Below are 25,554 nucleotides of genomic sequence, written 5' to 3'. Positions count from 1 at the left end.
CGGCTCTTCATGGGTGCGGACTCCGGTCCGCACGCTTTATAGTGTCGCCCATGAATAAACGGGCCAAGGGCGCAAAGCGCCCGCTCAGCTATCTGTCCGCCGCCCTGCTCGCCTTGGCCAGCAGTTCGGCGCTCGCCCTGGGGTTGGGCGACATCCGTGTCCTGTCCAAGCCGGGCCAGCCCCTGCTGGCCGAAATCCCGGTGGTCTCGGCGGACCCGTCCGAGCTGGAAAACCTGCGCGTGGCGCTGGCCTCACCGGTCACCTTCGAACGTGTCGGCCTGCAGCGGCCCACCGGACTGGTCAGTGAGCTGCAGTTCGAGCTGACCCGCGACACGCAGGGCAGGGCGGTGGTGCGCGTCACCTCGCAGGCGCCGGTGGAGACGCCGTCACTGAGCTTCCTGATCGAAGCCGACTGGGGCCAGGGCCGCCTGGTGCGCGAGTACTCGGCGTTGGTCGATGCGCCGCCCAGTGCGTTGGCCGTGGCCGAGCCGGAGATCGTCGCACCGGCCGGCACGCTCTCCAATACCATCATGCGCGAACCTGCACCGGCTTCGGCAACGGCGCCGGCAGCAGCGACGCCCACTACGCCGCCCCCTGCGGTGGCGCCAGCACCGGCACGCCCGCGTGCGGCCTCCGCGCCGGTTGCTGCACCGGCGGCCGATGGCAGCATCACCGTGCAGCGCGGGCAGACCCTGTCGCAGATCGCCAGTGCGGTGGCACGTGGCAACCAGGTCAGTCGCGACCGCGCGATGATCGCCCTGCTGCGTGCCAATCCCGAAGCCTTCATCCGTGGCAACGTCAACCTGCTCAAGCAGGGGGCGGTGCTGCGCATGCCGGGCAGCGACGCGCTTGCTGCGGTCGACGCTGCCGAAGCGGCGACGCTCGTGCGCGAGCACGCCGCGCAATGGCGGCAGGCGCGTACCGTGCCGCAACCGGCGGGTGCCGTCGCCCCGGTCGCCAAGGCGGCAGCCACGAACGCTTCTTCCCCGGCTGCGGCCAATGGGGCACGACTTGAAATCGCTCCGGCGCTGGCGTCCGACGCCGTGCACGCGGGCACAACCACCGGCACCGCTGCCGGCAGCGAGGGTGACATGCTGGGCAACGAACAACTGCGCCAGGCGCGTGAGGACATCGCCACCCGCGATGCCGAGATCGGCGAGCTGAAGCAGCGCGTGGCCGACCTGGAAAAACTCAAGGAGCAGCAGCAGTCGCTGATCGCGATGAAGGACAACGACCTGGCCGCCGCGCAGCAGCGCCTGGCGCAGGCGCCGGATGCCCGGGATGCCGCAACACCGTGGTACTGGCTGGGGCTGCCGGTGCTGCTGCTTGCGGCCGGAGCGGCCTGGCTGCTGCGTCGTCGCAAGCCGTCGCCGCTGCCGCCGCTGCGTGAGGAAGACGATGCCGCCGGCCTGGCCGCTGCGGTGCCGGCGGGCGCGGCGCTGGATACGCTGGCCGAGCGGTCTTCGTGGTCGTCGGCGGTAGCCGATGGTGGCCGCCAGGAACCGGCGATGCCGGCCTGGGCGAGTGAGCCCGAGGCACCGGCCGAAACAGTGGGCGATCCCGTGGTGTCGGCCGACTGGCAGGCCGGTACGCTGCGCGACGACGAGATGGTCGCATTGCCCGAGGCGGTGACCGATCTGCCGCGCTGGGACGAACCCGTAACCACCAGCAGCGCGGGTGTCGTCGAGCCGGTGCACGACGAGCTGGTCGCATCGGAAACCCCGATCGAAACAGGCGTGCCGGACTATGCGCTGCATGCCGAACAGCAGCCGCAGTTCCGCGGCGTGTTCGATCTGCCGGCCGACGCGCATGAGAACGAGGCTCCGGCGGATGCCATACGTCCCGAAGCCATCGACGGCATCGACCATGGCAGCGTCGAGGCCTCTCATTCCGACGACATCGCGTCGAGCGCGGTCGCGCCTGCCGGCGACGCGGGCTGGTCGCCACGTGCCGGCCAGGAGCGCCTGGAGCTGGCCATCGCCTATCTTGACCTGGGCGACGCACAGACTGCGCGTACCCTGCTGCTGGAAGTCGCAGAAGACGGCGATCTGCACAGCCAGGCACAGGCGCGCGAACTGCTGGCCCGCCTGCCGTGATCGAACCTGCTGACAAGGACCGTGCCATGAACCGCGAACGCCGCATCGATTACGTTGAGTTCGCGTCCAACGACCCCGCCGCCAGCCGTGCCTTCTTCGAGAAGGTGTTCGGCTGGTCGTTCGTCGACTATGGCAGCGACTACACCGCCTTCGACGATGGCCGCCTGCAGGGCGGCTTCTTCCGTGGCCAGCCCCAGCGGGCCAGCGACAGCGGTGCGCCGCTGCTGGTGCTGTATGCCGACGAGCTGGCACCGGTCGAGGCGGCGGTGCGTGACGCCGGCGGCGAGATCGTGCGCGCGGTGTTCTCCTTCCCCGGCGGCAGCCGCTTCCAGTTCGTCGAGCCCGGTGGCAACGAACTGGCGGTCTGGTCCGAACGCGATCCGGCCTGAGCGCCGCTCCATCCGCAACATCGAGGTAGCACATGCGTTATGCGCTTGGCGTCGAGTACGACGGCAGCGATTTCAGGGGCTGGCAGAACCTGGGCGAGGGTGGTCCCAGCGTGCAGGCCAGCCTCGAGCAGGCCCTGTCGTCGGTGGCCGATGTGCCGCTGCAGGTGGTCTGCGCCGGTCGCACCGATGCCGGTGTGCATGGCCAATGCCAGGTTGTCCATTTCGACACCGACGTGGTGCGCGATCCGCGTGCCTGGATGCTGGGCACCACCACCCGCCTGCCGCGCTCGATCGCGGTGCGCTGGTGCGTGCCGGTGGCCGATGATTTCCATGCCCGCTTCTCGGCGCGTGCGCGCCGTTACCGCTACCGTCTGCTCAACCGCGAAGTGCGGCCGGCGCTGGAGCGGCAGACCCTCAGCTGGGAGCGCCGGGCGCTGGACGAGACCCTGATGCATGCCGCCGGCCAGGCTCTGCTCGGCGAGAACGACTTCAGTGCCTTCCGTTCGGTACAGTGCCAGGCGCTGCACGCCCGGCGTGAACTGCAGTCACTGCAGGTCAGCCGCCAGGGCGAGGTGATCGAGGTTGCTGTGCAGGGCAATGCATTCCTTCATCACATGGTCCGCAATATCGTCGGATCGTTGATCCTGGTGGGCAGCGGCGAAAAGCCGGTGGAATGGATCGCCGAACTGCTGGCCGGGCGTGATCGCACCGTAGCTGGCCCCACCGCACCGCCGCAGGGCCTGGTGTTCCTTGGGCCCCTGTACCCCGACAACTGGCATCTGCCCGCCGAGGTCACGCTATGAGCCGCTCCTACTACCGTACACGCATCAAGTTCTGTGGCATGACCCGTGCCGGCGATGTCCGCCTGGCCGGTGAACTGGGCGTGGACGCGGTGGGTTTCATCTTTGCCCGCGAGAGCAGCCGCCGGGTTGCGCCGGCCGAGGCCCGCGCAATGCGCCAGGCGATCGCGCCGATGGTCGACGTGGTGGCGCTGTTCCGCAACAACAGCAAGGAAGAGGTGCGCGAGGTGCTGCGCACGGTGCGTCCGACCCTGTTGCAGTTCCATGGCGAGGAAGACGAGAGCTTCTGCCGCAGCTTCAACATGCCCTACCTGAAGGCGATTGCCATGGGCGGGCGTGAAGAGGTCAACGCCCGCACCCTGCAGCTGCGCTATCCCAGCGCCGCCGGCTTCCTGTTCGACAGCCACGCACCGGGTGGTGGTGGCGGTACCGGCGTAGCGTTTGACTGGGGCCGTATTCCGACCGGGTTGCACCGGCCGTTCCTGCTGGCCGGTGGCCTGAACCCGGAAAACGTCTATGACGCCGTCCTGGCGACGCTGCCGTGGGGCGTGGACGTCTCCAGTGGCATCGAGCTGGAGCCGGGCATCAAGGACGGGTACAAGATGCGCACGTTCGTCGAGGAAGTGCGCCGGGCGGACTGCGCGGTTCTCGAGTGATTCGCGTCGCTCTTTGTCCTGATCAGCGCCCGGATTTGAGCCTGCACGCATTCTTCACATAGGATGGAGCCAAGCGCGCCTGCCATGAGGGCCGGCGCGGGGATCGACGGGGCGCGCTCTGCGCGTCCCGACCGGGCGAGCACCGCCCACAGCCCAGGAAGGCAAAGCGATGCAGGAATTCCTCACCGTCGTGTTCGGTTTCCCGACCCTGCCGTACAGCATCGTGTTGGCGGTGGCGGTGCTGTATTGGACGCTGGCGGCGTTCGGCCTGGTCGATGACGGGTTCGGCGATGCCGGCGCCGATGGTGCGCTGCATGGCGATCACCACGACCTGCAGGGCCTGTCCGCGCTGCTGGCGCGCTGGGGCCTGGGCGGGGTGCCGCTCATGCTGGTGGTGACGCTGCTGGGCTTCTTCGCCTGGATCGTCACCTATTTCATCCATTTGTTCGTGCTCCTGCCGCTGCCTGACCTGCTGCGCTGGTCGATCGGCGCGGTCGTGGCCGTGCTGGCGCCGTTGCCGGCGGTGCCGGTCACCGCGCTGCTGCTGCGGCCCATCCGCCGGTTCCTGCTGCGCCTGCGGCCGGTGGCGCAGGCCTCGCTGCTGGGGCGGACCGGCGTGGTCGCCTCGCCCAGGGTGGATGCGCGCAGCGGTCACGCCACTTTCGACGACGGTGGTGCCGGGCTGGTGCTGCAGGTGCGCAGCGACATCGAACTGCAGCGTGGCGAGCGCATCGTGCTGGTGGAGCACGTGGCCGAACAACACTATTACCGGGTGGTCCGCGCTGATGCGGTCGCCCTCGATTTCCAGGACAACCTGCTTCCGGGCAACAAGGAGAATCACTGATGACATTGGCAACCATGGCTCCCTTCCTGATCGGCGTGGTGGTCCTGCTGGTCGGTCTGCTCGGCCTGGCCGGCCTGTTCAAGGCCTTCTACCGCAAGGTCGATCAGGGTGTGGCCCTGATCGTCAACGACATGAGCTCCACGCCCAAGGTGCATTTCACCGGTGCGCTGATCATCCCGGTGCTGTACCGCGCCGAACTGATGCGGATCAGCCTGATCACCCTGCAGATCGACCGCCGCGGCAAGGAAGGCCTGATCTGCCGCGACAACATGCGTGCCGACATCGCCGTGGCCTTCTACCTGCGGGTCAATGAGACCCAGGCCGACGTGCTGCGCGTGGCCAAGGCCATCGGTGCCGACCGTGCGTCGGACAAGCATGCCGTCGATGAGCTGTTCAACGCCAAGTTCTCCGAAGCGCTGAAGACCGTCGGCAAGAAGTTCGACTTCACCGAACTGTTCGAGAAGCGCCAGGAATTCCGCGACGAGATCATCGCGGTGATCGGCAACGATCTCAACGGCTACGTGCTGGAAGACGTGGCGATCGACTACCTGGAACAGACTCCGAAGTCGTTGCTGGACCAGTTCAACATCCTCGACGCGCAGGGTATCCGCAAGATTACCGAGCTGACCGCCGCGCAGAACGTGGTGACCAACGAGCTGGAGCAGAACGAAAAGCTCGCCATCACCAAGAAGAACGTGGAAGCGCGTGAAGCGCTGCTGGCGCTGGAGCGCCAGCAGGCCGAAGCCGAAGCCCGCCAGAAGCGCGAGATCGAGACCATCCGCGCGCGCGAGGAGGCCGAGACCGCCAAGGTGCAGGAAGAACAGCGCCAGCTGTCCGAGAATGCCCGCATCGAAGCGCAGCAGCTGATCGAGATCCGCGACCAGAACCGCCTGCGCGAAGTGGAAGTGGCCGAGCAGAACCGCCAGCGTGCCGTGGCCATCGAGGCCGAGCGCGTCGAGCGCGCACGCCAGCTGGAGCAGGTCACCACCGACCGCGAAGTGCAGCTGCAGGGCGTGGAGCGCGACAAGGTGGTCGAGCAGGGCAAGATGGACGTGGCCAACATCACCCGCGAACGCATCTCCATCGACAAGACCGTGGCCCAGGAAGAAGAGCGCATCAAGGAAGTGCGTGAGGTCTCCGAAGCCGATCGCCAGAAGCAGGTGCTGATCCTGGAAGCCGAAGCCAAGGCGCAGGAGTCGCTGGTGCGCGAAGTGAAGGAAGCGCAGGCACGCGAGACCGCCTCCAAGCATCGCGCGGTTGAACTGACCACGCTGGCCCAGGCCGAGCATGAAGCGGCTGGCAAGCAGGCCGAAGCCAAGCGCCTGCTGGCCGACGCCTACCGTGCCGAACAGGCGGCCCCAGGCCTGGCCGAAGCGCAGGTGCGTGAAGCCTCCGCGCTGGCCATCGAGAAGGTCGGCATCGCCGAAGCGCGCGTGATCGAAGCCAAGGCCGAAGCCAGCCTGAAGCAGGGCAGCAACGAAGCCCGCGTGCTGGCCGAGACGCTGCAGGCACAGGCACAGGGCGAGGAGAAGATGGGCCTGGCCCGTGCCACCGCCACCGAATCGCTGGGCAACGCCGAAGCCGGTGTGGTGCAGAAGAAGCTGCTGGCCGAGGCCGAAGGCCTGGTCCGCAAGTTCGAGGCCATCGCTTCGTTGAGCGACCAGGCACGCGGCCACGAAGAGTTCCGCATGATGCTGGACAACAGCCTGAAGCAGGCCTTGGCCTCGATCGAAGCCGGCAAGGAAGTCTCGCGCGAGAACGCCAATGTCATCGCCAGCGCGTTGCGCAATGCCGACATCGATCTGGTCGGCGGCGACGGCGGCATGTTCGAGAACCTGGTCAAGGCCGTCTCGCTGGGCAAGTCGATCGAAGGCTTCGCCGGCAAGAGCCCGATCGTGCAGGAGCTGATGCAGCGCTACCTGGGCGTGGCCGTGGCCGAACCGGCACCCCGCCAGATCACCGAGGATGCCGAAGCGGTGCCGACCGTGTCGGCCACCGTGGTCGACAGCGCCCGTTGATGCATCGGGCGGTGGCCGCCGTGGCCATCGCCCGCCCGCGCCGGCCGCAACCGCGGCCGTCCGCCCGTGAGCTGGAAACCTGCTGATGTCTGAAACCCATCCGTCCGCCGAATCCACCGCGCCGGAGGCCGGCGACAACACCGTTGACCAGGCCGTCGCCAAGGGCGGTGCCTATGAAGTCCTGCGCCGCCGCCTGGTCGAGCAGGGCCAACGCCTGCAGTCCCTGGCCGAAACCCTCAATCGTCAGCGCCTGGCCGAATTCGGCGACAGCCGGTTGGAAGTGGCCGGGCGCTTCCGCATCCGCAGCGAGAACAACTGCGTCGGTCGTGACATCGTGCAGGTGGGTCCTGATCGCCTGCTGTTCGGCTACAACGTGTTCATCGGGCTGAAGACCCAGACCCGCATCGAGGATGTGTTTGGCCTGTACCGGCTGGTACAGGGCAACGACGGCTACGATGTCGCCGCGCTGGAGCTGAAGGGCAGCTTCCTCGACCAGCCCGGCTTCGTGCACGACTTCAACGAGCTGTACGCCTACTACAAGCACGCACGCCTGCTGCAGTTGATCGTGGTGGGCGACAAGCTGCTGGCCTCGTTCCAGATTGGCGAGCGCAGTAGCGATGTGCGCGTGTTCCGCTGGGCACTGTCGCGCGATGGCGAACTGACCTATCTGGATGCGCGCGGCGAACGCGATATCGCGCTGCCGCCGCCGTTCGACTTCGAATGGACCAGGGCCACGCGCGACCTGGCGGTCAGTGGCCGCCATTCACACCTGAACATCCTCGACACCCTGTTCGTGGAGACCACCGGCGGTGATCTCACCATCAAGGTCGAGAACAACACCGAGACCGGGCAGGGCATCTACAGCGAACCGGTCGAGGACAGCACGCAGTCGCTGGACGACGCCCAGTTCGAATTCGCCCGGGTGGGTTCGCTGGTGCTGCTGAAGGTGCTGCCGTACCGCGAGACGGCGTGGCGCGGCCTGATCTACAACACGCTGACCGGCGGCATCGTGCGCAACGATGCGATCGTACAGGCCTGCGTGCAGCTGCCCGAAGACCACGGTGTGATCTTCCCCGGCGGCTATTACCTGCAGGGTGGCGAGCACAAGGCGTTTGACGCCTCGATGGCCGGCATGCAGTTCAAGCGCAGCATCCGTTCGCCGAACGGCGAGGACGTGCTGTACATCTTCTATGAGCGCGAAGGTGGGCGCTCGGCACTGTTCGTCTACAACACCATCCAGCGCGTACTGCAGACCCCGGTGTTCGGCCATGGCTACGCCTTCCTGCAGGATGGGCGCATGGTGCTGTTCCACGCTGAAGGCAACGAACCAACCCGTATCCATCCGATGCAGGTCTGGCAGACGCCCTTCAGCAGCGATGAGTTCGCCGCCAGCCGACCGCCCGGCAACACCTTCATGGGCCGCATCGGCAATGCCGAACTGGTGCGCGGCATCTCCAACCTGTTCAACCTGGCACGCGAGATCGACGGCCAGGACGTGTCGGTGCAGCGCTACCAGCGCCTGGTGGCCGATACACGGCGCTTGTTCGATGCCCACCACTGGCTGGGTGATGCGGCCTGTGATGGCGCCGAGGCGCTGCTGCGGCAGATCAGCGCCACCGGCGAATCAGTGCTGGACGAGTACGAGAAAGTGCAGTCGATCCGGCAGCAGTCGGCACAGGCGATGGTCGAGGCCGAGACCGCGTACAAGGCGTTGCTGGGACGGCTGCAGCCGCAGAACTGGAACGAGGTGCAGGCGTTCGTCGAGGCCCTCAACGCAATCACCGCATTGCGTGGACGCCTGTTGACCATCCGTGAGCTGCGCTACATCGACACCGCGCGCATCGAAGTGATGGCGGCCGAGCTGGTGGAAGCGCAGGACCGCGTCGGCGCCGCCACTGGCGAGTTTCTTGCGGACGAAGCCGCGTTGGCGCCGCTGACCACGCGCCTGCAGGTGCTGGATGAAGCGGCACAGCAGGCACAGAGCGCCCGCCAGCTGGACGAGCAGCTGGAAGGGTTGCGTGGCATGGCCGCCGACCTGGACATGCTGTCCGAGCTGATGGCCGGCCTGAAGGTGGACGATGCGACCGCCCGCACCCGCGTGGTCGAGTCGATCTCGGTGCTGTACGGGCGCCTCAACCAGGCGCGCGCGCGCGCCGATCAGCGCCGCAGGTCGCTCGGTTCGGCCGAGGCCGTGGCCCAGTTCGCCGCACAGTTCGCGCTGTTCTCACAGTCGATCACCAGCGCGCTGGCGCTGGCGACCGACCCTGAACGCGCCGACGAGCAGTTGTCGCGCCTGCTGGTCCAGCTGGAGGAGCTGGAGAGCCAGTTCGGCGAGCACGAGCAGTTCCTCGGCGACATCCTGAGCAAGCGCGAGGAGCTGGTCGAAGCCTTCGAGACCCACAAGCAGGCGTTGCTGGATGACCGCCAGCGCAAGGCGCGCTCGGTGCTGGATGCGGCCAACCGCATCCTCGACGGCCTGGCCAGGCGCACCGAGCGCTTCGCAACCGCCGATGAGCTCAATGCGTTCTTTGCCGGCGATCCGTTGATCCTCAAGCTGCGCGAACTGGCCGAACGCCTGCGCGCGTTGCATGACAACGTCAAGGCCGACAATATCGAGGCGCGGCTGAAAGGCGTGCGTGACCAGGCGGTGCGCCAGCTGCGCGACCGCAGTGACCTGTACGAAGCCGGCGGCAACGTCGTGCGGCTGGGGCCGCGCCATCGCTTCAGCGTCAATACCCAGGCACTGGATCTGACCCTGTTGCCGCGTGGCGATACGCTGGCGATCCACCTGACCGGCACCGACTTCCTGGAGACCCTGCACGATCCGGAGCTGGATGCGCTGAAGCCGTTCTGGCCGGTCACGCTGGACTCCGAATCCCCCACGCTGTATCGCGGCGAGTACCTGGCCGGCAGCCTGCTGATGGCTGCGCAGGAGGGGCGCGACGGCCTCGATCTGGCCATGCTGCAGCAGGACGTCGCCAATCCCGAAGCGCTGGATCAGCGTGTGCGTGCGTTCGCCGCACCGCGTTATCGCGAAGGCTACGAGCGCGGCATCCATGACCATGATGCCGCGCTGATCCTGCGCGCGTTGCTGCCCCTGCAGCAGGCCGCTGGCAGCCTGCGCCATGCACCACGGGTGCGCGCACTGGCGCTGCTGTTCTGGGCGGCCGAGCAGCGGCGCGAGGCAGTGGCGCAGTGGCCGGCGCGGCAGGCCGGTGCCGAGGCGCTGGCACGATTGTTCGGGTCCGATGAGGGACGCCAGGCCCTGCGTACGGAGATGGCCGAGGCACTGTTGGCCTACGCGCAGTCCCATGCCTTGCCCTTCGACGCCGATGCCGCTGAGGCTGCAGCCGCCTACCTGGGCGAAGAGCTGGCGGCGGGCGATCCGGTGTTCAGCAGCAGCCGCCATGCGGTGGCACTGCTGGAGGCATTGGCGCAGCAGCTGGAGCAGGCAGGGCAGCGCGACACGGTCGAACGCGCCGTGCAGCGCAGCCAGGATCCGCTGGCAACGCGCTGGGCACTGGCCGGGCAATGGCTGCGTGCACTTGCGAGTACGCCCGCGTACGCCATGCATGCCGGATATGTTGATGAAGCGGCAGCGCTGCTGCTGGTGCAACGCCAGCTGCGCACCCGTGCCAGCGATGCAGCGTTGCGGGTAGAGGTCAACGGCCTGCTCGGTGAACACGCGCGCATCGGCAACGGCACGCTGGTGGTGTCGCTGGATGACTTCCTGGCACGCCTGCAGCAGCACCTGCGTCACTTCGTGCCGGCGTTCCATGCCTATCAGGCATTGCGCCAGGGCATCATCGGCCGCGAGCGCGAGACCCTGCGTCTGTCCGAGTTCAAGGCGCGGCCGCTGTCCTCGTTCGTACGCAACAAGCTGATCAACGATGTCTACCTGGGCGTGATCGGCGACAACCTGGCCAAGCAGATGGGCACGGTGGGCGAGAACAAGCGCAGCGACCTGATGGGCCTGCTGATGATGATTTCGCCACCAGGCTACGGCAAGACCACGCTGATGGAGTATGTGGCGCACCGGCTCGGTCTGGTTTTCATGAAGATCAACGGGCCGGCGCTGGGCCACGAAGTGCGCTCGCTGGATCCGGCGCAGGCGCCGGACGCGACCTCGCGGCAGGAGCTGGAAAAGCTCAATCTGGCGCTGGAAATGGGCAACAACACCATGCTGTATGTCGACGACATCCAGCACACCCATCCCGAGTTCCTGCAGAAGTTCATTTCGCTGTGCGATGGCACCCGTCGCATCGAAGGCGTGTGGCGCGGCCGCACCCGCACCTACGACATGCGCGGCAAGAAGTTCTGCGTGGTGATGGCCGGCAACCCGTATACCGAGTCCGGCGAGGTGTTCAAGATTCCGGACATGCTGGCCAACCGTGCCGACATCTACAACCTGGGCGACGTGCTCGGTGGCATGGAGGCTGCTTTCACGCTCAGCTACATCGAGAACAGCCTGACTTCCAACCCGGTGCTGGCGCCGCTGGCCACGCGTGACATGGCCGATCTGTACGTGCTGGTCGAGCGTGCGATGGGCAAGGAGGTCTCGACCAATGGCCTCAGCCATGCCTACAGCAGTGCCGAGATCAACGAGATCACCGCCACCCTGCAGCGCATGCTGCGCGTGCGCGACGTGGTCTACCGGGTCAACCAGCAGTACATCGCCAGCGCCGCGCAGGATGACCGCTACCGCACCGAACCGCCGTTCCGGCTGCAGGGCAGCTACCGCAACATGAACAAGCTGGCCGAGAAGATCTCACCGGTGATGAACGAGGACGAGCTGCAGCAGCTGATCTCCGACCACTACCTGGGCGAGGCACAGCTGCTGACCACCGGCGCCGAAGAGAACCTGTTGAAGCTGGCCGAACTGCGCGGCGTACTGGATGACACGCAGGCGCAGCGCTGGGCACAGATCAAGCGCGACTTCCTGCGCAACAAGGCCATGGGTGCCGACGACAGCGATGTCGGCGGGCGCGTGGTTGCACAGTTGGCAGACATCGCCAGCGCGTTGCAGTTGCCACCGCCGACGCCGGAGGCGGCGCCCGTTGCCGTCGCCGACCCTGCGCCATGGCCGGCGTTGCTTGAAGCCCTGCAGCGGCTCTCCGAAACACGCCCTGCGCCCGCCGCATCGGTGCCGGTCGCGGTGGCACCCAGTGTGCCGGCCACGGTCCTGGCCGAAGATCTGCAGGCCGGCCTGGCACCTCTGGTCGAACTGCTGGCGGCATCACAGGCGCAGCAGGCACAGGTATCGCAGACCCTGGCTGCGTTCGCCGGTTGGGCACGGCAGCAGGTCGAGCGCGGCGGGCCCAGTGCCGTGGTGGCGCAGCGTGCACGTGTACGCCGTGCCGCGACGCCGGAGGAGCGGGCTCTGGATGAGGCCCTGATGCGCCACTTCTACGGCGAGTCATTGCCGCCGGAAGACGCTGATGGCCCCCCGGCATCCACGCCGAAGCCGCCGCCGCTGCCGTGACCACGCAGGCGCCACTGCCGTCACCGATGTTGCCGGACACGGCCGATGTCGCCGTGCTGGCCAACTACGGTGCGCCGCTGCTGCAGGTGCTTGCCCAACGCGCCGCCAGGTTGCCGCCGGTTGCGGGCGAAGGCCTGGTGGCCGCGCTGGCGCGCATCGCGCTGGCCCTGCAGGCGGCGAATCCTGCGCAGATCCGGCGACAGGAAGGCTGGTGGGGGCGCCTGCTTGGGCGCGATGTCGACCGCGAGGCGCAAGGGCATGCGCTGCAGTCGCAGCTGGGCGTGCTGGCGCTGCAGGCGCGCGAGCAGGCCCAGCACCTGCAGCAGCACCAGCAGCAGCGGGCCCTGGCCATCGTCGAGCGTGCAGAGGCGGCCACGGCACTGGACGCCTGGGTCGAGGTGGGTGCATCACGGCTGGCGCACTGTGATGCGTCCGGGCATGCCGCGCTGTCGGAGCGGCTGGATCACTTGCGCCGGCTGGCGGCCCTGCATCGCGTCGAGGCCGGTCAATGGCAGCTGCTGCAGGACCAGGACACGCTGCTGCTGCAACGTTTCGCACGCATCCATGATGTCCTGCTGCCCGCCTGGCGACAGGCCACCCTGGCCGACCAGAGCGCCGCAGGCGCTGCATTGGCGGGCAAGGCGGCCACGCTGCACGCCCAGATCGATGACGAGGTTGCGGCCGCTCAGGCTAGACTGCGCTGAATCGGCCGCAGCCGCTTACCCATTTCAAGGAGATCGCCCGATGGTCCAGGACAGTCAGAGCCCCGGCACGCTGGTACAGGCCAACACCGCCGTTTCCACGCTCGACGAGGGCACGCTGAGGGCACTTGGCCTGGTCCACGAGGACCTGCCGCGCATCGCCGAGATCCGCCGTGAGCTGGATGACCTGCGCCCGGGCAACCTGCAGGTGTTCGGTCGCGAAGCGGCCACGCGCACCGCAGCGTTCTCCAGCCAGTTGCTCGACCAGGTGCGCAATCGTGACCTGGATGCCAGTGGCGAGAAGCTGGGCGAAGTGGTGCGCATCGCGCGCAGCCTGAAGCTTGACGGTTTCGCGCAGCGTTCCAGGGTCCCTCTGATTGGTGGCCTGATTGATCGGTTGCGGGCATCCAAGGGCGAGCTGGTGCAGAAGTTCAGCGACACCAATGCGCAGATCGAGCAGCTGCTGGGAGACGTCGGGGCGCAGCAGGTGCTGATGGGCAAGCGTGTGGGCGAGTTCGACCGCATGCACGATATCGTCCGTGAAGAACGCCACGCTCTGGGGCTGTACGCCGCTGCGGGCAAGCAGCGTCTGGCCGAACTGCAGACCGAGCAGCTGGCCGGGCAGGGCAGTGAGGATCCGCAACAACGCATCCGCCAGAGTGAAGTCGACAACGCGATCCGGCTGATCGAAAAGCGCGTGTCCGACCTGCAGCTGATGCAGCACGCGGCCGATCAGTCGCTGCCGATGATCCGGCTGATCCAGGCCAACGCACTGCAGCTGATCGAAAAATTCAATACGGTGCGCGAGATCACCATCCCGTCGTGGAAGCGCCAGTTCGCCATCCAGCTTTCGCTGGGCGAGCAGAAGGCCGCGGTCGAGCTGTCCACCGCCATCGACGATGCCACCAACGAGCTGATGCGCCGCAATGCCGATCTGCTGCGCCAGGCCTCGGTGGATACCGCGCGCAGCAACCAGCGCGGCGTGATCGACGTCGCCACGCTGCGCCACGTGCACGACCAGTTGATCGCCACGGTCGAGGAAGTGCGCAGCATCCATCGCGAAGGAATGCAGCAGCGGCAGCAGGCCGAAGTCGAGCTGTCGCGCCTGCGCGAAGACCTGCAGCAGCGCCTGGCCACCCCGACCGCCAGCTGAAAAAAGGGGACGGAGGGGATTAAGTCGCTTGTGCCACTTGCGACTTGATCCTCTCCGTCCCTTTTTTGTTGTCAGCGCAGTTGCTGGCCCAGCCAGTCGGCCAGCGCATCCACGCGTGCATCTGCCGGTCCGTCCGGCCTCGCCAGCACCCAGAAACCGCCGGTGGCGGCAAACCCCCACGGCGCGACCAGGCGGCCTGCCGCCAGATCCTCGGCCACCAGCGGCTCTGGCGCGATTGCCGGGCCCAGCCCGGCCACCGCGGCTTCCAACAAGTAGTACAGGTGCTCAAAGGCGGTGCCCAGCTGCAGCTTCGACACGTCCAGGTCGTGCGCCTGTGCCCAGGCCGGCCACGCCTGCGGTCGCGAGCTGGTGTGCAGCAGCGTCTCCTGCAGCAGCGCCGAGGGCGATACATGCCGCAGGCGCTGCGCCGCCGGATGCGATGGGGCCACCACCACGCCAACCCGTTCCGGTGCCAGCTCACGCACCTGCCAGCCCCGGGGCCACGGCCCCTGCGCCAACAGCAGTACTGCATCCAGTGCCGCCTGCGCTTCGGTGAAACTGCCATCCAGCGCCGACCACTGCAGGCGCACACCGGGCAGGGCGGCCTGCAGTGCGGGCAGGCGCGGGATCATCCAGCGCGCCAGTACGCTGCCGCTGCACCCCAGTACCAGTGCCGGGGCCGCCGCCGGCCGCCGCAGTTCGCGCACGCAGTCTTCGATGCCGCCGAAGGCCTCGCTGCACGCTGCCTGCAGGCGCGTGCCCGCAGCGGTCAGGCGCAGACCGCGACCGGCACGCTGGAACAGCGCCAGGCCGAGATGGTCTTCCAGCAGCTTCAGTTGCCGGCTGACCGCGCCGTGGGTGACGTGCAGGTCCTGTGCGGCCCGCCCAACGCCACCCAGGCGGGCAGTGGCCTCGAACGCGCGCAGTGCATTGAGCGGCGGAAGCAGGGAACGACTCATGTGAGATTTCCTGACGATATACGCCAGATAATATCCATTTTCCGGTCACAACCCGTGCGCTAGAGTATCCACCTGTCTCGAATCAGCGGTCGCTTCCATGTCTGCCTCCCCCATTGCCGACTACCACGCCTTCCCGGATGCCCAGGGCCACTTCGGCCGCTACGGCGGCAGTTTCGTTGCCGAAACCCTGGTCGGCCCGCTGCAGGAACTGGCCCAGGCCTATGACCAGGCCCGCCAGGACCCCGCATTCCAGCAGGCCTACGACCGCGACCTGGCCCATTACGTCGGCCGGCCGAGCCCGATCTATCACGCCCAGCGCCTGAGCGATCATGTCGGCGGCGCGCAGATCCTGCTCAAGCGCGAAGACCTGAACCACACCGGCGCGCACAAGATCAACAACACCATCGGCCAGGCCCTGCTGGCCGCGCGGATGGGCAAGACGCGCATCATCGCCGAGACCGGCGCGGGCCAGCACGGCGTGGCCAGTGCCACGGTGGCCGCACGGCTGGGCCTGGAGTGTGTGGTGTACATGGGCGCCACCGATATCGAGCGGCAGAAGATCAACGTCTACCGCATGAAGCTGCTCGGCGCGACGGTGGTGCCGGTCACCTCCGGCTCGGCCACCCTGAAGGACGCGCTCAACGAAGCGATGCGAGACTGGGTGACCAACGTGCAGGACACCTTCTACATCATCGGCACCGTGGCCGGCCCGGATCCGTACCCGCGCATGGTGCGCGACTTCAATGCCATCGTCGGCCGCGAGGCACGCGAGCAGATGCTGGCCGAGTACGGTCGCCTGCCGGATGCGATCACCGCCTGCGTCGGCGGCGGCAGCAATGCCATCGGCCTGTTCCATGCCTTCCTCAACGATCGCCAGGTCGAGATCGTCGGCGCCGAAGCCGCCGGTGATGGCATCAGCACCGGCCGCCACGCCGCCTCGATTGCTGCCGGCCGCCCCGGCGTGCTGCACGGCAACCGCACCTATGTGCTGTGCGATGACGACGGCCAGATCATCGAGACCCATTCGGTGTCGGCCGGCCTGGACTACCCGGGCGTCGGCCCGGAGCATGCGTTCCTGGCCGATACCGGCCGCGCACGTTACCTCGGCATCACCGACGAGGAAGCGCTGCAGGCCTTCCACCTGCTGGCGCACACCGAAGGCATCCTGCCTGCGCTGGAATCCAGCCATGCGCTGGCCCAGGCGATCAAGCTGGCACGCGAGCGTCCGCGCGACCAGATCGTGTTGTGCAACCTGTCCGGCCGTGGCGACAAGGACGTGCACACCATCGCCGCGCGCGAAGGGCTGGTGCTGTGAGCGCGCTGCTTCGCAATAGTAGCGTGCTGCTGCTGGCGCTGGGGATGGCTGCATGCCAGCCGCCGGAGCCACCGGTGCTGGCACCGGCCGCCAAGGCCACCACGCAGCCTGTGCAGCAGGCGGCCAACGATGATCTCGACCCGATGGCGCGTACGCCCATCGTCGATCCGCCGTCCGTGGAGGGCGCGGACAGCGACGACGTGCCTGCAGTGGCTTCGGTGGCGCTGGACCATGCCGGCGAGGTCTTGATCGGCCAGCATATGACGGACCTGAAGGCACTTGGGCCGTGGACCGCACAAGGCGCGGTTGAAGCCATCGGCGGCAGTTGCGAGTACTACGACGGCAAGGAGCTGCCGCCCGGCGTATCGATGATGACCGATGAAGATCGCGTCGTCCGTTTCGATCTCGGCCTGGATCCGCAGAGCGGGGCGCCGACCCAGCAGCCCGGTCCATTCGGCCTGCGTGTCGGCATGACCCGTGCCCAGGCCATGGCCCAGTTCCCGAAGCCGCCGGTGTCCAGCCCGCACGCCTACGACGGTGATCAGGGCGAGTACCTCACCTGGCAGGACCCGGGTTCGGACCTGGGTATCCGCGTGGAACTGTTTGAAGGAAAGGTCATCCAGATGTACTGGGGGACCAGCGATGCGATTGAACTGATTGAAGGATGTGCCTGAAATGTCCGTATCCCGACTCGATGCCTGTTTCCAGCGACTGCGCGAGCAGCAGCGCAAGGCGCTGATTCCCTTCATTACCGCCGGTGATCCCTCACTGGAGGCCACCGTGCCGGTCATGCACGCGCTGGTCGATGCCGGTGCCGACGTGATCGAACTGGGCGTTCCGTTCTCCGACCCGATGGCCGATGGACCGACCATCCAGCGCAGCTCCGAGCGCGCGCTGGCACGCGGGGCCGGCGGCCGCTATGTGCTGCAGGCCGTGGCGCAGTTCCGCGAGCGTGATGCGCAGACGCCGGTGGTACTGATGGGCTACCTGAACCCGGTGGAGATCCACGGTTACGCGGCCTTCGCCAAGGCCGCCGTCGACGCCGGCGTGGACGGCGTGCTGCTGGTCGACCTGCCGCCGGAAGAAGCGGGCGAGGCGCTGCAGGCATTCGATGCGGCGGGCCTGGCGCTGGTCCTGCTGGCGTCACCGACCACCAGCGAAGCACGTGCCGACAAGCTGCTGGCGCTGGCCCGTGGCTACCTCTACTACGTCAGCTTTGCCGGTGTCACCGGCGCGTCCGAGCGCCTGGACAGCGATGCCGCCAGTGCCCGCCTGCAGGCGTTGCGCGCGCGTGCTTCAGTGCCGGTGGTGGCGGGCTTCGGCATCAAGGATGCCGACAGTGCCGCAACCATGGCCCGCCAGGCCGACGGCGTGGTGGTGGGCAGCGCGCTGGTGGCGGCGCTGGCCGAAGCGGGCTCGGCTGAAGAGGCCGCGCAGCGCGCTCGAACCTTCCTGGCTCCGCTGCGGCAGGCGCTGGACGCGTAACAGGACTGCCGGCCGCTGGCCGGCATCCTCCTCCATACCCGCCTGCGCGCAGGGGCTGCTGGCCAGCGGCCGGCACTTCCCCGCACCTAAACGTACGTCCCAGCATGGTTTTTTCCGGCTGCCCTGCGGCTGGCAAGGGGGTGCACGGGCGGCGAAAGCGGAGCTAGACTGTCCGCCTTTGCGGCCCCTGGGCCGCCCTGAACGGAAGTGTCCTCCCGCATGAGTTGGCTCAGCAAGTTGATGCCGTCCGGCATCCGCACCGACAACACCCCCAGCAAGAAGCGCAGTGTCCCCGAGGGCCTGTGGGAAAAGTGCAGCAACTGCGGCAGCGCGTTGTACCGTCCGGAACTGGAAGAGAACCTGGAAGTCTGCCCGAAGTGCGGCCATCACATGGCGATCCGTGCGCGTGCGCGCCTGGCCGCCCTGTTCGACGCCGACAGCACCACCGAGATCGGTGCGCGCCTGGGCCCGACCGACCTGCTCAAGTTCAAGGACCAGAAGAAGTACAGCGAGCGCATCAAGATCGCGCAGAAGAACACCGGCGAGTATGACGCGCTGATTGCCATGCGAGGCCTGCTCAAGGGCCGTGCGCTGGTGGCATCGTCGTTCGACTTCGCCTTCATGGGCGGCTCGATGGGCTCGGTGGTCGGCGAGCGTTTCGCACTGGCTGCGGAAACCGCGGTCGAGATCGGTGCGCCCTATGTGTGCTTCTCGCAGAGCGGAGGCGCCCGCATGCAGGAAGGCCTGTTCTCGCTGATGCAGATGGCCAAGACCTCGGCTGCGCTGGGCAAGCTGCGCGAAGCCGGCCTGCCGTATATCTCGGTGCTGACCCATCCGACCACCGGTGGCGTGTCGGCCTCCTTCGCGATGCTGGGCGACATCAACATCGCCGAGCCGCAGGCGCTGATCGGCTTCGCCGGCCCGCGCGTGATCGAGCAGACCGTGCGCGAGAAGCTGCCGGAAGGCTTCCAGCGCTCGGAGTTCCTGCTGGAGCACGGTGCCATCGACCAGATCTGCGACCGCCGCGAAATGCGCGATCGCCTGTCCGATCTGCTGGCGATGCTGGGCCGTCAGCCGGCGCCGGAGGTGGCTTGATGGGAGGCCGCAAGTACTTCGGTACTGATGGCATCCGTGGGCGGGTCGGCCAGGGCGTGATCTCGGCCGATTTCGTGCTGCGCCTGGGCAACGCCCTGGGCCGTGTCCTGGTCGCCCAGCGCGGCCAGGACGGGCGCCGGCCGATCGTGGTGATCGGCAAGGACACCCGCATTTCCGGTTACATGTTCGAAGCGGCACTGGAAGCCGGCCTGGTCGCCGCCGGTGCCGACGTGCAACTGCTGGGCCCGATGCCGACCCCGGCGGTGGCATTCCTGACCCGTACGCTCGGTGTGGATGCCGGCATCGTCATCAGTGCCTCGCACAACCCGCACTACGACAACGGCATCAAGTTCTTCTCCGCCCAGGGCGAGAAGCTCGATGATGCGACCGAGCTGGCCCTGGAAGCGGCGCTGGACGTCCCGTTCACCACCGCCGAATCGGAGAAGCTGGGCAAGGCATCGCGCGCGCGTGAAGCGGTGGGACGTTACATCGAGTTCTGCAAGGCCAGCGTGCCGCGCGCGTTCGACCTGCGTGGCGTGCGCCTGGTGCTGGATTGCGCGCACGGTGCCACCTACCAGATCGCACCGCTGCTGTTCCGCGAACTGGGCGCCGAGGTGATCGGCATTGGTGCCGAGCCCAACGGCGTCAACATCAATGCCGGCGTGGGGTCCACCCATATCGACAACCTGGCGGCCAAGGTCCGCGAGACCCGGGCCGATCTGGGCATCGCCTTCGATGGCGATGGTGACCGCGTGTTGATGGCTGATGACCAGGGCAACCCGGTCGACGGCGATGACCTGCTGTACATCCTGGCCCGCGCATGGAAGGACGAAGGCCGCCTGCGCGGCCCGGTGGTCGGCACGCTGATGAGCAACTACGGCGTCGAGAAGGCATTTGCCGACCTGCAGATTCCGTTCGTGCGCAGCAATGTCGGCGATCGTTACGTGCACCAGGCGCTGATCGAAGGCGGCGGGGTGCTCGGCGGTGAAGCCTCCGGCCATCTGCTGTGCCTGGACCGGGCCACCACCGGCGACGGCATCGTCAGTGCCCTGCAGGTGCTGGTGGCGCTGCGCAACAGCGGGCAGTCCCTGCGCCAGGCACTGAAGGGACTGGTGCGGGTGCCGCAGAAGACGGTCAACGTGCGGCTGGGCAATGTCTCGGCCAAAGCCACGGTGCAGGCCGACAGCGTGCAGGCCGCGCTGGCTGTCGCGCAGCAGTCGGTGGCCGGCCGTGGCCGTGCGTTCCTGCGCCCGTCCGGTACCGAGCCGGTGGTGCGGGTCACGGTCGAGGCCGATGATGCAACGCTGATGCAGGATACGCTGGACCGCCTGTCCGCTGCGGTGCGCGAAGCCGCCAGTTGAAGCGCCTGCTCGTCGGTGCAAAAAAACGCCCCGGAATTCCGGGGCGTTTTCTTTCTGCGGGCCGGGCCTGGTCGTGCCTACGGCCCCGGTACCATCTTCTTCTGGCGCGCCTTGAAACCATTGAACAGTGGCGCGATCAGGGGGTTGTAGCTCTGGGCTATGCGCTTGCGCAACCAGCTCGCCGGGCGGTTGCGGATCGCGAAGCGGTAGATGCGTTCCGGATCGCCGCCCACCACGTTGCGGCCGAACGGGTGGGTGGTGTGCAGGTAGCGGAAGCCGTGCTCGCGTGCCACCTCGATGTGGTCCTGGTCGAAATCGCCGTAGGGCCAGCACAGCGTATCGGACACCTCGCCGAGCTTGTCCTGCAGGACTTCGCGTGAGACTGCCAGATCGTGGCTCAGGCCGGCACGGCGCTGTGCGCGGTCCAGGTCGTTGCGGCGCAGCCAACGGGTGTGGGTATGGGTGTGGCAATGCACTTCGAAGGTGCCGGCGGCGATGGCCGCGCGCGCTTCACTCCAGCGCATCATCACGTCGTCGCTGCGGTTCTGCTCGTAGATCGCCGCTTCGCAGCCGCGATGGTCCGGCGTGGCAGGCAACGTTGCCCCGGCAAGCCCGGCGTGGGGCCGCTCCGGGCCTTCGCCCATCCAGCCGGTGACCACGAACACCACCGCGTGCATGCCGTACTTCTGCAGGATCGGGTGCGCATACACCCAGTTGTCCAGGTAGCCATCGTCGAAGGTGATCACGATCGACTTGCGCGGCACCGGCTTGCCGGCCAGGAAACCGGCGTACTGGTCCAGTGTCAGCGAGGTCCAGCCGTTGCCGGCCAACCATGCGATCTGGCTCTCGAAATTCTCCGGCGACACGGTGATCATGCCCGGCGACGGACTGACGTGGTGGTGCATCAGCACCGGTACGGTTCGGGCATCAGCCATGTCCCAGCTCCTTCAGCCACTGGTGGTAATAGTGTTCGGTGGTCTCACCGTGGCCGTCGGGAGTGAACCGGTGCGCGCTGCGCATCCAGTCCCAGCCGGCGCGGCCCATCTGCCGCCGCCGTTCCGGATCGTCCACCAGCAGGCGCAGGGCGCCTGTCAGGGCAGCATTGTCGCCCAGCCGGGTGAGGATCGCATTGCTGCCATCCACCACCATCTCCGGCACGCCGCCTACGCGTGTGGCCACGATCGGCACCCCGACATAGGCGGCCTCCAGGAAGACGGTACCGGCCGCTTCCTTGTGCGAAGCCAGCGCGAAGATGTCGAAGCCGGCCATAAGCCGGCATGCGCCATCGCGGTAGCCGAGCAGATGGACCTGCTGCTGCAGTCCGTGCTCGTCGCGCAGCGCCTGCAGCCGATCCATGACCGGCTGGCCATCGCCGACCACCACCAGGTGCAGGTTCGGGTGCGTCTTGCACAGCGGCACCATCGCCTGCAGCAGGTCGGCATGGCCCTTGGGTTCGCGCAGCACCGCCACGCAACCGACCACGATGTCCTGTTCGCCGAAGCCAAGCTCGGCGCGCACTTCCGCGCGCACCTCCTGCAGGCCTTGCCAGGGATCGTCCTTGCGGATCTCGCTCCAGCGCGGCGGGACCGCGATGGGCGGTACGATGCCGATGTATTCGGCCGGAATGCCGCGCTCGGCCAGCAACTGCTTGACGAAGCTGCTGACGGTCAGCACCCGGTGCGGCAGGCCGGTATAGGTCAGCAGCGAGTTGACCGGGCTCATCAGGTGGCGCGAGCGCACCACCAGCGGCGTGCCGCCCAAGCGTGCGCCGGCGGCGGCGATCAGCGCGTCACGGCGGCTGGTGGTGTTGACCACGTCATAGCGTTCGCGGCGCACCAGGCGCGAGACCGACCAGATGCCGCGCAACAGGCGCAGCAGGCCACCCATGCGCAGGGTATGCACGGTGAAACCATCATCGCGTGCCAGCTGGGCCAATCGCGCTTCGGGCTGGCACAGCAGCGCCACCTCGTGGCCGCGCGCGCGCATCACCTGCATGTGGCGGAAGATGTAGATCTCCTGCCCACCCATTCCCTTGGCGGCTTCGGTGTGCAGGATGCGCAGCGGACGGTTCATGCAGGATCGATCCTTGAGGGTCAGCGGTTGCGGAAGCGGGTCAGCGCTTCCCATGCGGTACGGACGGCGGCGGCATCCGGGGCCTGCTGCGGCAGTGGGCGATAGTGCAGGTCCAGCGAGGTCGCGTTGCCGAACTTGTCGAACACGTAGATGGCGTTGCCGTGGCGGACGGCGCGTTGCGACCAGCTTTCCACCACCAGCGCGCGCTCGCCCGCAGGTTCGGCCAGCAGGTCCTGGCCGGTACTGAAATCGGTCAGCGCGTTCTCGCAGCCCAGTGCGTGGCGCATCAGGGTAGGCACCCAGTCCTCGTGCGAACTGACGCGCGTTTCATGGGCATTGCCCTTGCCAGGCCAGTGCAGGACGAACGGCACCTGCAGCTGGTAGTCGGAGAAGTTGCCGTTGTGGCCCCAGTAGTTCAGCTTGAGGTCGTTGAATTCCTCGGCATGGTCGCCGGTGACCAGCACGATCGTGTCCTGGTCCAGGCCCTGAGCGCGCAGGTCGTCCAGCAGCGTGCCGACCAGGCTGTCGGCGTAGTGCACGGCGGTCCGATACCTGTTCCGTTCCGGGGTCGGGTCGTGGTCCGGGCCGAACTTCAGGAAGTCGATTTCACTGGCCATCGGGGTCGCCAGCGGCGGGTAACCCGGGGGCATGTGGTAGGGCGCATGGGTAGAATCGAGGAAGACGAAGCCGAACCACGGCCTGTGCGCGGCCTGGCTGGTCCGGATGTCTTTCCGCAGCGCGTCGACGATGCTGCGGTCGCGTCCTTCAGAACCCAGCTGGGCAGGCCCCTGGTGCAGCTGGTCGCGAACATCGGCGAACGCAGTGCGGTCGAATTCGGGGCTGTACATCGGCGCACTGCCGTACAGATGCAGGTCGTAACCCTGCTGGCCCAGTACCTTGAACAGCTGCGAGCCGCGCTGCTCGTCAAGCATGCTTTGCCAGTAGCCGCCCGGCAGGCCGTAGAGCAGGCCGAACAGGCCATAGCGGGTGGCGTTGCCGGTGCTGAAATGGCGGTCGTAGACACGAGCGGAAGCCGCCAGCGCCGAGGTGTTCGGCATGATCTGCGGGGTGAGGGCGTCGTGGCGCAGTGATTCCAGCACCACCATCAGCACGTTGGGCCGTTGCGGACTCTGGCAGCGCAGCGGCTGCAGCGGATACAGCAGCTGCGCATGGCGAGGATCGGGCAGGCCGACCTGCTGCTCGCTGACCACGCCCAGCTTGCGCATGAAGCTCTTGGCGGTGATCGGCTGCGCCCAGGGCAGGTAGTTCCACTGGGCGATCACGTCACGGTCGCCGCGCGCGTCGTAGTAGGCGGTGGCCACCTGGCCGCCGGCCATCAGCAGGACGGCCGCCGTCCAGGCCTGCAGTACCCGGTGCCGGCGCGGCGCGGCAGGCAGCAGTTTCCAGCAGGCCCAGGCCAGGATGCCTTCGGCAGTGAAGATCGCCGCGACCAGCAGGCCGACCTGCACCCAGGTCTTCCACGACAACGCGACCTGGTCCTGCAGCGCGCCGCCGAACACCATGTTCACGACCATGGCATTGAGGTGGAAGCGATACAGGGTGAAGATCTTGGCATCGACCAGCAGCAGGCAGAGCCACAGGCCCTGCAGCAACACCGCGCTGATGCTCAGCGTGCGCGCACTGCGCTGCCACAGGCCCAGCAGCAGCGGCAGCACACCGGCCAGTGCACCGAAGGCGAGCAGGTGGCCGGGCAGGGCGACTGCCAGATAGGCCAGGCCCTGGCTGCCGCCCGGGTTGTCACGCAGCGGCACGTTGCCGAGGGTGATCATCGTCGCCAGAAGTACATTGCCCATGACGAACAGCGACCACCATGCGAGCCTGCGCCAGAGGCGGGCAGGGCCTGCGGGGGAGGTGGCGATGGGGGCTGGAGCTATGGGCATGATGCGGGCGGGTTGAGACGGCGCGGAAGGGCGGCGCGGCAGCAACGTAAGGATTCGTTAAATGTGCGCGGGTCGCGCATTGTATCGGTTTGTTTCGTTGCATCGAGTCGCGTTCGCCGGACGATCTGTCACAATGTTCAGGCGGGCCATGAATGCGCAGGCCCCCCAGACCCAACGACAAGCCAGGAACCGCTGTGAGCCAGATCCCCACCCTCGACATCACCCGTTTCGACAGCGACCGCGAGGCCTTCGTGGCCGAGCTGGGCGCGGCCTACCGCCAATGGGGATTCGCGGGCATCCGCAACCACGGCATCCCGCAGGCCGACATCGACGCGGCCTACGATGCCTTCAAGGCCTTCTTCGCCCTGCCGGAAGAGGTCAAGCGCAAGTACCACGTGGCCGGCAGCGGCGGCGCCCGCGGCTACACCCCGTTCGGGGTGGAGACCGCCAAGGGCTCCAAGCATTTCGACCTGAAGGAGTTCTGGCACATCGGCCGTGAAATCGCTGATGACTCCAAGTACCGCGAGGTGATGGCGCCGAACCTGTGGCCGACCGAGATCGAGGGCTTCCGTGAGCGCGGTTACGGGCTGTACCAGGCGCTGGACAACCTGGGTTCGCGCGTGCTGTCGGCGCTGGCCCTGCACATCGGCCTGCCGCAGGACTTCTTCGCCGACAAGACCAACTTCGGCAATTCGATCCTGCGCCCGATCCACTACCCGCCGATCACCACCGACGACATCCCGAACGTGCGTGCCGGTGCCCATGGCGATATCAACTTCATCACTCTGCTGGTCGGCGCCAGTGCCGCGGGCCTCGAAGTGCAGTCGCATGAAGGCGAGTGGGTGCCGTTTACGTCAGACGCGGACACGATTGTGGTCAACATCGGCGACATGCTGCAGCGCCTGACCAACCACGTGTATCCGTCGACGATCCATCGCGTCGTCAATCCTCCGGGTGAACTGGCGCGCCAGCCGCGCTACTCGGTGCCGTTCTTCCTGCACCCGAACCCGGACTTCCTGATCGACGTGCTGCCGTCCTGCATCACCCCGGAGAACCCGAGCCGGTATCCGGAGCCGATCACCGCCCACGGCTTCCTCGAGGAACGCCTGCGCGAGATCAAGCTGAAGTAATGAGTGAGAAGGCCGCCGAAAGGCGGCCTTTTTCTTTGCAGGGTTGCACCCTGCACCCGCAGAGGCCGAAGCCAAAGCCAAAGCGGCTCTGGGGTT

19 protein-coding genes are annotated in these 25,554 nt (G+C 67.4%); 15 read left to right on the top strand and 4 right to left on the bottom strand.

Translation table 11 applies throughout. The features are described 5' to 3' along the window. The first annotated feature begins 50 nt into the window (after positions 1–50). The 9 genes from N5J73_RS08815 (at position 51) to N5J73_RS08775 (ending at position 14,139) form a co-directional block, all read left to right on the top strand. Complete coding sequence (locus N5J73_RS08815) at positions 51–2,096, top strand: FimV/HubP family polar landmark protein (RefSeq protein WP_164078670.1); 2,046 nt, start codon at positions 51–53, stop codon at positions 2,094–2,096. Between the two features lie 26 nt (positions 2,097–2,122). Further along, positions 2,123–2,485, top strand: a complete 363-nt coding sequence (locus N5J73_RS08810; protein WP_049447731.1) for a VOC family protein — start codon at positions 2,123–2,125, stop codon at positions 2,483–2,485. 32 nt (positions 2,486–2,517) lie between these two features. Continuing rightward, entirely contained in the window at positions 2,518–3,288 is a 771-nt protein-coding gene (truA, locus tag N5J73_RS08805) for a tRNA pseudouridine(38-40) synthase TruA (RefSeq protein ID WP_049447697.1), read from the top strand. Next, positions 3,285–3,941: a phosphoribosylanthranilate isomerase gene (locus N5J73_RS08800; RefSeq protein WP_049447696.1), complete on the top strand. Its 657-nt coding sequence runs from the start codon at positions 3,285–3,287 to the stop codon at positions 3,939–3,941. Before truA ends, N5J73_RS08800 begins: the two co-directional genes overlap by 4 nt. Before the next feature lie 169 nt (positions 3,942–4,110). Then, a complete protein-coding gene (locus N5J73_RS08795) occupies positions 4,111–4,785 on the top strand; it encodes an OB-fold-containig protein (RefSeq protein ID WP_049447695.1) in 675 nt (224 codons plus the stop codon). Continuing rightward, positions 4,785–6,803: a hypothetical protein gene (locus N5J73_RS08790; protein WP_049447694.1), complete on the top strand. Its 2,019-nt coding sequence runs from the start codon at positions 4,785–4,787 to the stop codon at positions 6,801–6,803. The genes N5J73_RS08795 and N5J73_RS08790 overlap by 1 nt, the downstream gene beginning before the upstream one ends. 85 nt (positions 6,804–6,888) lie before the next feature. Beyond that, positions 6,889–12,285 (top strand): DNA repair ATPase, encoded by a 5,397-nt coding sequence (locus tag N5J73_RS08785; RefSeq protein WP_049447693.1) that lies wholly within the window; start codon positions 6,889–6,891, stop codon positions 12,283–12,285. Positions 12,286–12,311: 26 nt separating this feature from the next. Then, positions 12,312–12,989 carry a hypothetical protein gene (locus N5J73_RS08780; protein WP_219630039.1) on the top strand — a complete coding sequence of 226 codons (678 nt, stop codon included), beginning with the start codon at positions 12,312–12,314 and terminating at the stop codon, positions 12,987–12,989. A 40-nt stretch (positions 12,990–13,029) separates the two neighbouring features. Then, entirely contained in the window at positions 13,030–14,139 is a 1,110-nt protein-coding gene (locus N5J73_RS08775; protein WP_049447691.1) for a toxic anion resistance protein, read from the top strand. Positions 14,140–14,210: 71 nt separating this feature from the next. On the opposite strand, the gene N5J73_RS08770 is transcribed toward N5J73_RS08775, so the two are convergent. Continuing rightward, the gene (locus N5J73_RS08770) at positions 14,211–15,098 is read right to left on the bottom strand and encodes a LysR family transcriptional regulator (protein WP_049447689.1); all 888 of its coding nucleotides are present in this window, start codon (positions 15,096–15,098) and stop codon (positions 14,211–14,213) included. A gap of 97 nt (positions 15,099–15,195) precedes the next feature. Here N5J73_RS08770 and trpB point away from each other — a divergent pair, with 97 nt between their 5' ends. From trpB to glmM, 5 genes are all read left to right on the top strand, one after another. Beyond that, a complete protein-coding gene (trpB, locus tag N5J73_RS08765; RefSeq protein ID WP_049447688.1) occupies positions 15,196–16,413 on the top strand; it encodes a tryptophan synthase subunit beta in 1,218 nt (405 codons plus the stop codon). Then, a complete protein-coding gene (locus N5J73_RS08760; protein WP_049447687.1) occupies positions 16,410–17,087 on the top strand; it encodes a hypothetical protein in 678 nt (225 codons plus the stop codon). Before trpB ends, N5J73_RS08760 begins: the two co-directional genes overlap by 4 nt. A gap of 1 nt (position 17,088) precedes the next feature. After that, on the top strand, positions 17,089–17,898 hold the full coding sequence (gene trpA, locus N5J73_RS08755; RefSeq protein WP_049447686.1) for a tryptophan synthase subunit alpha: 810 nt from the start codon (positions 17,089–17,091) through the stop codon (positions 17,896–17,898). A gap of 219 nt (positions 17,899–18,117) precedes the next feature. After that, positions 18,118–18,993: an acetyl-CoA carboxylase, carboxyltransferase subunit beta gene (gene accD, locus N5J73_RS08750; RefSeq protein ID WP_005410473.1), complete on the top strand. Its 876-nt coding sequence runs from the start codon at positions 18,118–18,120 to the stop codon at positions 18,991–18,993. After that, the gene (gene glmM, locus N5J73_RS08745; RefSeq protein ID WP_049447684.1) at positions 18,993–20,354 is read left to right on the top strand and encodes a phosphoglucosamine mutase; all 1,362 of its coding nucleotides are present in this window, start codon (positions 18,993–18,995) and stop codon (positions 20,352–20,354) included. The genes accD and glmM overlap by 1 nt, the downstream gene beginning before the upstream one ends. A 77-nt stretch (positions 20,355–20,431) precedes the next feature. On the opposite strand, the gene N5J73_RS08740 is transcribed toward glmM, so the two are convergent. Genes N5J73_RS08740 through N5J73_RS08730 form a run of 3 tightly spaced genes read right to left on the bottom strand, consistent with a single transcriptional unit; the run spans position 20,432 to position 24,328 of the window. Further along, positions 20,432–21,289 carry a polysaccharide deacetylase family protein gene (locus tag N5J73_RS08740; RefSeq protein WP_049447683.1) on the bottom strand — a complete coding sequence of 286 codons (858 nt, stop codon included), beginning with the start codon at positions 21,287–21,289 and terminating at the stop codon, positions 20,432–20,434. Next, complete coding sequence (locus tag N5J73_RS08735) at positions 21,282–22,427, bottom strand: glycosyltransferase family 4 protein (RefSeq protein ID WP_049447682.1); 1,146 nt, start codon at positions 22,425–22,427, stop codon at positions 21,282–21,284. The genes N5J73_RS08740 and N5J73_RS08735 overlap by 8 nt, the downstream gene beginning before the upstream one ends. 20 nt (positions 22,428–22,447) lie before the next feature. Beyond that, positions 22,448–24,328, bottom strand: a complete 1,881-nt coding sequence (locus tag N5J73_RS08730; protein ID WP_049447681.1) for a sulfatase-like hydrolase/transferase — start codon at positions 24,326–24,328, stop codon at positions 22,448–22,450. Positions 24,329–24,480: 152 nt separating this feature from the next. Here N5J73_RS08730 and N5J73_RS08725 point away from each other — a divergent pair, with 152 nt between their 5' ends. Continuing rightward, positions 24,481–25,458: a 2-oxoglutarate and iron-dependent oxygenase domain-containing protein gene (locus N5J73_RS08725; protein ID WP_049447680.1), complete on the top strand. Its 978-nt coding sequence runs from the start codon at positions 24,481–24,483 to the stop codon at positions 25,456–25,458. Positions 25,459–25,554 lie beyond the last annotated feature (96 nt).

It is taken from the genome of Stenotrophomonas sp. GD03654 (assembly GCF_029845105.1).
Lineage (GTDB): Bacteria > Pseudomonadota > Gammaproteobacteria > Xanthomonadales > Xanthomonadaceae > Stenotrophomonas > Stenotrophomonas africana.
This window is presented reverse-complemented; position numbering and strand designations above follow the sequence as displayed.